Here is a 9709-nt window from a genome sequence, read left to right on the forward strand (position 1 = left end):
ACGCCCGAGCCTTTGCGCTTTTCCACCTTCTGACCGGCCTTCTGGCGCGATTGCGCGGCCTTGATGGCGAGTTCGGCCAGCTTCTTGCCGTAGTCCACGTGCTGGTTCAGCCAGAGCTCCAGCGCGGGGCGCACGAAGCTGGAGACCAGGCGCACGGCATCGCGCGAATTCAGGCGCTCCTTGATCTGGCCCTGGAACTGCGGATCCAGCACCTTGGCGCTCAACACATAGTTGGCGCGGGCGAACACGTCTTCGGGCAGCAGCTTCACCCCCTTGGGCAGCAAGGCGTGCAATTCGATGAAGCTCTTGACGGCCTGAAAAAGACCATCCCGCAAACCGCTCTCGTGTGTGCCGCCAGCGCTGGTGGGGATCAGGTTCACATAGCTTTCGCGCACCGCCTGGCCGTCTTCGGTGAACGCCACGCACCAGGCCGCGCCCTCGCCCTCGGCAAAGCTGTCGCTGTTGGCATCGGCAAAGCCTTCGCCTTCGAACAGCGGGATCACAGGATCGCCGTTCAGGGTCTGCTGCAGGTAGTCGCGCAGACCGCCTTTGTAGGCCCAGGTCTGGATGTCCTTGGCTTTTTCGTTCACCAGGGTCACCGTCACGCCCGGCATCAGCACCGCCTTGCTGCGCAACAAGTGGGTGAGATCGCCCATGGGCAAGGCGGCGGATTCGAAATACTTGGCGTCGGGCCAGGCGCGAACGGTTGTGCCCTGCTTGCGATCGCCGTCGCCTTTGGGCTTGGTCACCAATGGCTCGATCACATCGCCCGCCGAAAACACCAGATACGCCACCTGGCCTTCGCGGAAACTGGTCACCTCCAGTCGCGTCGACAAGGCATTGGTGACGGACACACCGACACCGTGCAGGCCGCCCGAGAAGCTGTAGGCACCGCCCTTGCCCTTGTCGAACTTGCCGCCCGCGTGCAAGCGTGTGAACACCAGTTCCACCACCGGGGCGTTTTCTTCCGGGTGCAAGCCAAACGGAATGCCCCGCCCATCGTCTTCCACGCTCACCGAGCCATCGTCGTGCAGCGTGACCTTGATTTTTTTGCCGAATCCGGCCAAGGCTTCGTCGGCAGCGTTGTCCAGCACCTCCTGGATGATGTGCAGCGGATTGTCGGTGCGGGTGTACATGCCCGGTCGCTGTTTGACCGGCTCCAAGCCCTTGAGGATGCGGATCGACGCTTCGGAATAGGCGTCGCTCGCACCCGTGGTTTTTTTGGCGGTAGGTTTCTCACTCATGCGGCAGATTGTAGTGGTCAAAGCGGGAATTCACTGTATACATCAACAGCCCCACGGATTCCAGCAGCCCGGGCGAAGGCCCATGCCCTGTAAGCCCAAAGCAAAGTCGCTACATTCTGGCGATGCCCGCATCCACTCTCCCCTCGACACAAGCACCCCGTCTGTCTGCCGCACAGGTCCTGGTCTGTGGCGCCTTCATCGTCACCCTGTCCATGGGCATACGCCATGGTTTTGGCCTGTGGTTGCAGCCCATCACCCAGGCCCAGGGCTGGTCGCGCGAAACCTTTTCCTTCGCCCTGGCGATCCAGAACCTCTCCTGGGGCGTTTTTGGCATCTTCGCCGGCATGGCCGCCGACCGCTTTGGCGCTTTCCGGGTCATCGTGGGCGGCGCGGTGCTGTACGCGTTGGGGCTGGTGGGCATGGCCTTGTCGTCCACCTCCCTCATGTTTGCGCTCACCGCCGGGGTGCTGATCGGAGCGGCACAGGCCGGTACGACCTACGCCGTGGTCTACGGTGTGATCGGGCGCCAGATACCGGCCGAAAAACGTTCCTGGGCCATGGGCGTGGCTGCGGCGGCGGGCTCCTTTGGCCAGTTCCTGATGGTGCCGGTGGAGGGTTGGCTGATCCGTGGCTTCGGTTGGCAGGAAGCCTTGCTGGCACTGGCCGTGGCCGTGTTGTTGATCGCGCCCATGGCGCGCGGCATGCGCGAGCCAGGTTTCGCCGGCGGCGCCGCGCCGGTGCGTGAGCAGTCGATTGTGCAAGCGCTGCGGGAAGCGCTGCGCTACCGCAGTTTTCAACTGCTGATGGCGGGCTACTTTGTTTGCGGCTTCCAGGTGGTGTTCATCGGGGTGCACATGCCCAGCTACCTGAAAGACCACGGTCTGCAACCCCAGGTGGCGAGCTACGCACTGGCCTTGATCGGCCTGTTCAACGTGGTCGGCACCTACGCCGCGGGCGCGCTGGGCCAGCGCCTGGCCAAGCGCCACATCCTCGCTTTCATCTACCTGACGCGCGCGGTCGTGATTTCCGTGTTCCTGATGGCGCCGCTCACCCCCACCAGCGTGTACGTGTTCTCAGCGGTGATGGGTTTGCTGTGGCTCTCTACCGTGCCGCCCACCAACGCGATGGTGGCGCAGATTTTTGGTGTCGCCCACATGTCCATGCTGGGTGGCTTTGTTTTCTTCAGCCACCAGATCGGCAGCTTCATGGGTGTGTGGCTGGGCGGTGTGCTCTACGACCAGACCGGCAGCTACGACATCGTCTGGTACATCGCCATTGCGCTGGGTGTGTTCGCCGCGCTCATCAACCTGCCGGTGCGCGAAACCCCGATCTTGCGCGGGCCCCAACGGGTCGGCGTTGGGGCATGATGTCGCCATGAGAGCGCCGCCGCTGCAAACAACACTGATCTGGCTAGGGGTCGCACTGGCCTTGCTGGGCACGCTGGCCTTGTACAACCAACCCGACTTTCTGGTCAGCTTGGCCGATCAGCTCTGGAGCTGTTTCTGATGCATGGCCGTGAAGCGCCATCTGCCTGGGTGCAGCGTTGGTCCCATCTGGTGAAGCCCGGTGCCACGGTGCTGGACGTGGCCTGTGGCCATGGCCGCCACCTGCGCTGGTTTGCCGATCGCGGTTGTAGCGTCACCGGCGTGGACCGGTCCCCCGAAGCCATTGCGGCGGTCTCTGCGCTGGGCCGTGCGCTGCTGGCCGACATCGAGTCCGGGCCCTGGCCATTGGCGCAAGAGCGCTTTGACCTGGTGGTGGTCACCAACTACCTGTGGCGGCCCTTGCTCGCCACCGTGGTCGACAGCGTGGCGCCCGGCGGCGTGCTGATCTACGAAACCTTTGCCGTGGGCAACGCAAGCGTGGGCAAACCTTCGCGGCCCGACTTTCTGCTGCAAGCCGGCGAACTGCTGCAAGTCTGTGCAGGCCTTCGGATCGTCGCCTTTGAGGACGGCTTTGCCGATATGCCCGAGCGCTACCTGCAGCGCGTGGTGGCGATACGCGAAAGCAAGGCCCAGGCCGCACTTGCCCCGCGCTATCCGCTGGACGCCACTGGGTAGAATGCGGGATCGTGCGGTCCACCGCTGCCTATTCTCTGCGGGCAGTGGCTCAGCACCCCCCCTTTCGAGCCTCTAGCTTATGAAAACCCTTACTGGCAGCACCGTGGCCCTGGTCACGCCCATGTTCGATGACGGCAGCGTGGACTACCCCACCCTGCGCAAACTCATCGACTGGCACACCACCGAAGGCACCGATTGCATCGGCGTGGTGGGCACCACCGGCGAATCGCCCACGGTGACAGTCGAAGAACACTGCGAGATCATCCGCGTGGCCGTGGAGCAAGCGCGCACGCACGGCGACAAACGCGTGCCCATCATGGCCGGCTGCGGCGCCAACTCCACCGCCGAAGCCATCGAGCTGGCGCAGTTTGCCCAGAAGGTGGGGGCCGATAGCCAGCTCCAGGTCGTGCCCTACTACAACAAACCCACCCAAGAGGGCCAGTACCAGCACTTCAAGGCCATCGCCGAAGCGGTGGGCGATTTGCCGACCATTCTCTACAACGTACCGGGCCGCAGCGTGGCCGACATGTCGGTGGAAACGACCCTGCGCCTGGCCCAGATTCCCGGCATCGTCGGCATCAAAGAAGCCAGCGGCAACATCGAACGCGCGCAGTGGCTGATCCGCGAAGCGCCCGAAGGCTTTGCCATTTATTCCGGTGACGATCCCACCGCCGTGGCGCTGATGCTCTGCGGTGGACACGGCAACGTCAGTGTCACCGCCAACATCGCCCCGCGACTGATGCACGAGTTGTGCGTGGCGGCGATGGCTGGTGATGCGCGGCGCGCCATGGACATCCAGCTGCGGCTGCTGCCGGTGCACAAGAACCTGTTCGTGGAAGCCAACCCGATACCACTCAAGTGGGCCATGGCCCGCCTGGGTTTGTGCGGCGAAACCATGCGCCTGCCCATGACGCCCATGTCGCGCAGCTTCGTGCCCGTGGTCGAGGGTGCGCTCCAGGAAAGCGGCCTGCTCCATTGAGCAGCCGCCCCAGGCCGGCTTTGCTCACGTCACCTTCACACCCTTATTCGAGTCCCTTCATGTCCATTTGCGTCCAGAAAAAGACTGTGTTGTTTCCCGCCGCCTCCAGCGCCACGCTGCTGCGTCTGAGTGCTGTGGCCCTGGCGGCGCTGGTGGTGTCCGGTTGCTCCGGCCTGCAATCCGACAAGATCGATTACAAAAGCGCCCAGCGCGGCAGCACGCTCGACGTACCGCCCGACCTCACCCAGCTGAACCGCGACACCCGTTTCGTGGTGCCCGGCAGCGTGGTCACCGCCAGCGGCTACCAGACGGCCCAACCCGCCCAGGCCGGTGCCGGTACCGCGCCCGTTCAAGTGGGCGACGTGCGCATCGAGCGTTCGGGTAACCAGCGCTGGCTGGTGGTCGACCGCCCTGCCGACAAGCTCTGGTCGCCTGTGCGCGATTTCTGGCAAGAAAACGGTTTTCTGCTGGAGCTGGATGCCGAAAACCTGGGCATCATGGAAACCGACTGGGCCGAGAACCGGGCCAAACTGCCGCAAGACATCATCCGTTCCGCGCTGGGCAAGGTGTTCGACAGCCTGTACTCCACCGGCGAACGCGACAAGTTCCGCACCCGGCTGGAGCGCACGCCAGGCGGTGGCACCGAAATTTACGTCAGCCACCGCGGCATGATCGAGGTGTACACCAACGAGCAGGTAGACAAACAGACGGTGTGGCAACCCAGACCGGCCGACGTGGAGCTGGAGACCGAATTCCTGCGCCGCCTCATGATCAAGCTGGGTGTGAGCGAAGCGCAGGCAAGCGCGGTGGTGGCAACAGCGCCGACCCAGACCACGGCCCGCGTCACCTTGGTAGACAACATCCCGGTGGTTCAGATCGACGACGGCTTTGACCGCGCCTGGCGCCGTGTCGGGCTTTCGCTGGACCGCTCCGGCTTCACGGTCGAAGACCGCGACCGCAGCAAAGGCGTGTATTTCGTGCGCTATGTCGAAACCCTGACCAATGCGCAAAAGCCCGGCTTTTTTGGAAAACTCTTCGGAGGCTCAGCGGCCGAGGCCAAACCCGAGCGCTATCAGGTGGCTGTGCGCAGCAACGCCACCCAGTCCACGGTATCGGTGCTCAACGCCCAAGGGCAAGCGGATGGTTCTGCCAATGCCAAGCGCATCGTGCAACTGCTGGCCGACGATCTGAAATAACACCGGATCCAGGGCGGCGCTCGAAAAGCCCGCCCATGAAAAAAGCCGCCCAAGGGCGGCTTTTTTCGTACCCAGTAAACAGGGGCCCCGGAAGAGGCCCGAGTCGATTACTGTGCAGGCTTCACAGCGGCTTTGGCAGCTTCAGCGGCTTTGTCAGCAGCTTCTTTGGCTGCGTCCATAGCGGCAGCGGTGCCTTCTTTGGCCGCGTCTTTGGCCGAGTCCATGGCGCCAGCCATGGTCGGCGTAGCGGCGGCGTCGGTCGTGGCAGGAGCAGCATCGGCAGCAGCAGGAGCAGCGTCGGCGGCAGGAGCAGCGGCGGGTTCAGCAGGCGCGGCAGCTGGTGCCGGTGCTTCCATCGGTGCTTCTTCCTTCTTGCCGCAAGCAGACAAAGCGATGGCGGCGAGCAGGCTGGCGAGCAAAATGGTTTTTTTCATGACATTGATTCCCAGGATGAAGTTTGTGCAAAGAATATGAACCAACCAAAAAAAAACCCGAATCCACGATCCGAGCTTGGTTGACCCAGTCAAAGAAACCGATTTTTGCCCGGCATCTAAGTGACTGGATGCGAATCATACGCCTGAAAAATCAACCGTATTTACCCTCATCAAGTTTTTCTTTTACACACAGCGTTGTGTTGTAAAAAAGCAAAATTCAGCGGAACTTCACAGGCCCAGCGTGGTCGCCGCGAACGCGGGGCGCCCCTTGGCCCATACCTGTTCGAGGCGCTCCTTCAAGGCCAGATGGCGGTCGGGCTGGCGAGTGGCCACGGCGGTGCACCGCACCAGATCCAGGCGCTCCAGGGACCAGTCGGGTGTCCAGATGGCGCTGGGCACTTCACCGTCGGACGCGCTGGCCAACCCGTGGGCTTCGATCACATGCCCCCAATTCACCCGCCAGCGCACAAAACGAGGCTGCTGCAGCCGCAACACAGAAAAGTCGCGTGCCAGCAAGCGCAACCGGCGCCCCCGCCCCGCCCAAGCCTGCAAGGCATCCACCACGGCGCTTTCGCCCAACGGCCAATCGGCGAAGTCGGGATCGCTGAACAGGATTTGAGACCAGCCCGACAAGGCGGCGTGGTGCAGCGCAAGACGCACCGCATCGGCGAAGGCCACCCGGCCTTCCAGCCGGCCCGTGGGCAATGGCGTTGCTGCGTCAGGGATTGGGGTCATGGACGTCGCTCCGGAAAGACTGGCCTGTCAGGCCGCTGGCTCCAGCAGCAGCCAGCCGGCCTCGAACCAGTCTTGCAACAGGGTTTGCGCCGACGCGCTGGCGGCCTGAACGCGCCGGCCTTCCAGCCAGCGCTGATCGGCCAAGGTCCGCATCAAGCGGGCGTCAGCGCCCGCGGCACGAAAGCTCTCACCATTGATGAACACGTGCTGCTTGTCGTACATCATGCGGGTGCGGCGGTCCAGCCGCAAGCCTCGCGGAGCCCATTCGTCGCTTGGCTCGTCGAACCAGACACGCGGCTTGGGTTCGGTCATGACCTCGCCCAAGGCACAGGCCAACGACTGCCGCTCGGCCAACAAGCGGTGCAAGGCGTCCGACGCGAACGCCTCCAGGGCCGGCGGCATGGCGGCGGGCGTTGCCGTGGCGGTTTGCTCGGGATCGCGGTACAGGCTGCTGTCTTCGTGCTCGTCGGCCATGCGCAACAGCAGCTCACCCGCCAGGCCGCCACGCTGCGGCGCCCTGAACCCCACCGAGTAGGTGCTGCAGTCGCCACCCACGGCCACACCGTCGTGGGCCCATCGGGGTGGCAGATACAGCATGTCACCGGGGTTGAGTACATGTTCTTCCTCGGGCTCGAACTGGCTCAGAATTTTCAAGGGCACGCCCTCTTGCAGCGCCAGGTCTTTCTGCCGCCCGATGCGCCAGCGCCGTTGCCCCGTGGCCTGCAGCAAAAACACATCGTAACTATCGTAGTGGGGCCCAACGCCACCGCCCTCGCTGGCCCACGAGATCATGAGATCGTCCAGCCGCGCGTCGGGCACAAACCGGAAGCGCTGCAGCAAACGGTGCGCCGCATCCAGATGCAGGTCCACCCCTTGCACGAGCATGGTCCAGCCTGGTTGTTTCAGAGGCGGCAAAGCCGAGCGTGGCAAAGGCCCCTGACGCAGACGCCAGCCTTCGGGCTGTTGCACGATCAGGCGAGACTCCACCGCAGGGTCTGCCGCCATGTCGAACAAGGCCTTGCGCGACATCAGCGGTACGAAATCGGCAAAGGCTTGTCGGATCAGCAACGGCTTTTTCTGCCAGTGGCGGCGCATGAACTGCGCTGCGGTCAAGCCACCGAGCATGGCCTGGGCTTGGTCCGGCAACGGTGATATCCGAATATCGGGGCGATGGGGGGCGGGGTGAAATTCGTCTTTGAACATGGGACAATTGTCGGATGAAAATCACCGAACAATGCGTCGTGGGCCTGTCCTGGACGTTGAAAGACACGTTGGGCGAGGAACTGGACGTGCTCGACGAGCCGATCGAGTTCCTGCTGGGGGGCAGCGATTTGCTGGCCAAGATCGAAGAGGCCTTGCAGGGCCATGAGCCCGGCGACCAGCTGGAACTGCACCTGGAGCCGATCGACGCGTTTGGCGACTACGACGACCGCTTGCTGTTTCTGGAGCCACGCGCGCTGTTTCCGGATCAACTGGACGAAGGCATGGGGTTTGAAGGCCTGCCTGAAGGCTGCAGCCCGAATGCGCCCAAGGACCGCCTGTTCTTCGTGAGCGATATTTACCCCGACCACGTGGTGCTCGATGGCAACCATCCGCTGGCGGGCATGGCTTTGCGCATCCAGCTCAAGGTGCACACGGTGAGAGAAGCCGAGGCCCACGAGGTAGGGAGCGGCACCATGGGCACCGGGTTTTTCCGCATGCAGGTGGGCGCGGTGGATCCCGCATCCGAGCCCGATGCCAGCCCACCGCCGACCTTGCATTGAGGGCCGTTTTCCCGGAAGGCAGAAGGCCCAAAGCAGAAAAGCGCCCAAGGGCGCTTTTCTTTTGGCGAAGTCAACGCGCGCGAAGCCTCAGCCCCTGCCCGTGGATCCGTATCCCGCTGCTCCGCGTTCACTGGTATCGGCAAACTCACCGACCACCCGAAACCGGGCCTGCACCACCGGCACCACGACCATCTGGGCGATGCGCTCCATGGGTTCTATGGTGAAGGCCACGCCGCTGCGGTTCCAGGCGCTGACCATCAGCTGCCCCTGGTAATCGCTGTCGATCAGGCCCACCAAGTTGCCCAGCACGATGCCGTGTTTGTGTCCCAGCCCCGAGCGCGGCAGGATCACAGCGGCGTACCCTGGGTCGGCCAGATGGATCGCCAGGCCGGTTGGCACCAACTGCCAGGCATTCGGTGCCAGCGTCAGGGGAGCGTCCAGACAGGCCCGCAAGTCCAGGCCGGCGCTGCCCGGTGTGGCGTAAGCGGGAAGCTGGTCCACCATGCGTGGATCCAGCACTTTCACGTCAATCTGCATCAGATACTTTCCTTGTAACGAAGCTCATTCGGCGGCCTTTTTCATGGCTTCTTCCATGGCCTTGGCGGGGTCGATTTCTGCCTCGGTATCCGGTGTAGCAGACACATCCTCGGTCGGTGCGGGGGGTTCTGGGAAGCCAAATGATCCGGCCTTGGGCGCTTTGTATTCCTGGCCCGGCATGTTGTCGAACAAATTCTCCAACGCCTGCTCATCCATGACGGGCTTCTTCACCAAATTGCCCGTCACGATGGTCGGGTCGAACACGATCACGGCGACCATGATGATCTGCAACACGATGAAAGCGATGGAGCCTTTATAGATCTGTACCGTGGTCACCGCTGGAATGCGCTTGCCTGTGACCTCGTCGTCGTAATCGTTGCGCGCGGCCACGCTGCGCAGGTAGAACAAGGCGAAACCAAACGGTGGTGTCAGAAACGAAGTCTGGAGGTTCATGGCCAAAATGATGCCGAACCAGATCAGATCGATGCCGAGCTTGTCAGCCACCGGGGCGAGCAAGGGTATGACGATGAAAGCGATTTCAAAGAAATCGATGAACATGCCCAGGATGAACACCAGCAGGTTCACCACCAACAAGAAACCGAGCTGTCCGCCGGGCAGCTTGCTGAACAGGTGTTCTACCCAGATATGGCCATCGGCGGCGTTGAAGGTGAAGCTGAAAACGGTGGACCCGATCAGGATGAACATCACGAAGATGGCCAGTTTGGTCGTGTTCTCCAGGGCCTGCTTGAGCAGGTTAAACG

12 protein-coding genes are annotated in these 9709 nt (G+C 63.0%); 6 read left to right on the forward strand and 6 right to left on the reverse strand.

Annotated elements, in window-relative coordinates:
• Positions 1-1244 (reverse strand): ATP-binding protein (locus ABYB95_RS10880; protein ID WP_372658532.1); only part of this gene is annotated, 1244 nt, incomplete at its 3' end.
• Between the two features lie 122 nt (positions 1245-1366).
• Here ABYB95_RS10880 and ABYB95_RS10885 point away from each other — a divergent pair.
• From ABYB95_RS10885 to bamC, 5 genes are all read left to right on the forward strand, one after another.
• Positions 1367-2611, forward strand: coding sequence for an MFS transporter (locus tag ABYB95_RS10885; protein ID WP_372658533.1), 1245 nt, complete (start codon positions 1367-1369; stop codon positions 2609-2611).
• Between the two features lie 7 nt (positions 2612-2618).
• Positions 2619-2750, forward strand: coding sequence for a hypothetical protein (locus tag ABYB95_RS10890; RefSeq protein ID WP_372658534.1), 132 nt, complete (start codon positions 2619-2621; stop codon positions 2748-2750).
• A complete protein-coding gene (locus tag ABYB95_RS10895) occupies positions 2750-3304 on the forward strand; it encodes a class I SAM-dependent methyltransferase (RefSeq protein ID WP_372658535.1) in 555 nt (184 codons plus the stop codon). Before ABYB95_RS10890 ends, ABYB95_RS10895 begins: the two co-directional genes overlap by 1 nt.
• Before the next feature lie 79 nt (positions 3305-3383).
• Complete coding sequence (gene dapA, locus ABYB95_RS10900) at positions 3384-4283, forward strand: 4-hydroxy-tetrahydrodipicolinate synthase (RefSeq protein WP_372658536.1); 900 nt, start codon at positions 3384-3386, stop codon at positions 4281-4283.
• Between the two features lie 59 nt (positions 4284-4342).
• Positions 4343-5479 (forward strand): outer membrane protein assembly factor BamC, encoded by a 1137-nt coding sequence (gene bamC, locus ABYB95_RS10905; RefSeq protein WP_372658537.1) that lies wholly within the window; start codon positions 4343-4345, stop codon positions 5477-5479.
• A gap of 107 nt (positions 5480-5586) precedes the next feature.
• Here the strand turns inward: bamC and ABYB95_RS10910 are convergent, their stop codons facing one another.
• From ABYB95_RS10910 to ABYB95_RS10920, 3 genes are all read right to left on the reverse strand, one after another.
• Positions 5587-6006: a hypothetical protein gene (locus ABYB95_RS10910; RefSeq protein WP_372658538.1), complete on the reverse strand. Its 420-nt coding sequence runs from the start codon at positions 6004-6006 to the stop codon at positions 5587-5589.
• Between the two features lie 135 nt (positions 6007-6141).
• A complete protein-coding gene (locus ABYB95_RS10915; RefSeq protein ID WP_372658539.1) occupies positions 6142-6648 on the reverse strand; it encodes a hypothetical protein in 507 nt (168 codons plus the stop codon).
• 27 nt (positions 6649-6675) lie between these two features.
• A complete protein-coding gene (locus ABYB95_RS10920) occupies positions 6676-7773 on the reverse strand; it encodes a JmjC domain-containing protein (RefSeq protein ID WP_372658543.1) in 1098 nt (365 codons plus the stop codon).
• A 92-nt stretch (positions 7774-7865) separates the two neighbouring features.
• Between ABYB95_RS10920 and ABYB95_RS10925 the strand changes: the two genes are divergently transcribed.
• A complete protein-coding gene (locus tag ABYB95_RS10925; protein WP_372658540.1) occupies positions 7866-8411 on the forward strand; it encodes a peptidylprolyl isomerase in 546 nt (181 codons plus the stop codon).
• A gap of 87 nt (positions 8412-8498) precedes the next feature.
• Here ABYB95_RS10925 and dut read toward each other — a convergent pair whose 3' ends face one another.
• Positions 8499-8948: a dUTP diphosphatase gene (gene dut, locus ABYB95_RS10930; protein ID WP_372658541.1), complete on the reverse strand. Its 450-nt coding sequence runs from the start codon at positions 8946-8948 to the stop codon at positions 8499-8501.
• 24 nt (positions 8949-8972) lie between these two features.
• Positions 8973-9709, reverse strand: a 737-nt coding sequence (locus tag ABYB95_RS10935) for a TRAP transporter large permease subunit (RefSeq protein ID WP_372658542.1), incomplete at its 5' end; no start/stop codon positions are given.

Source organism: Hydrogenophaga sp., assembly GCF_041633695.1.
Taxonomy (GTDB): domain Bacteria; phylum Pseudomonadota; class Gammaproteobacteria; order Burkholderiales; family Burkholderiaceae_C; genus Hydrogenophaga.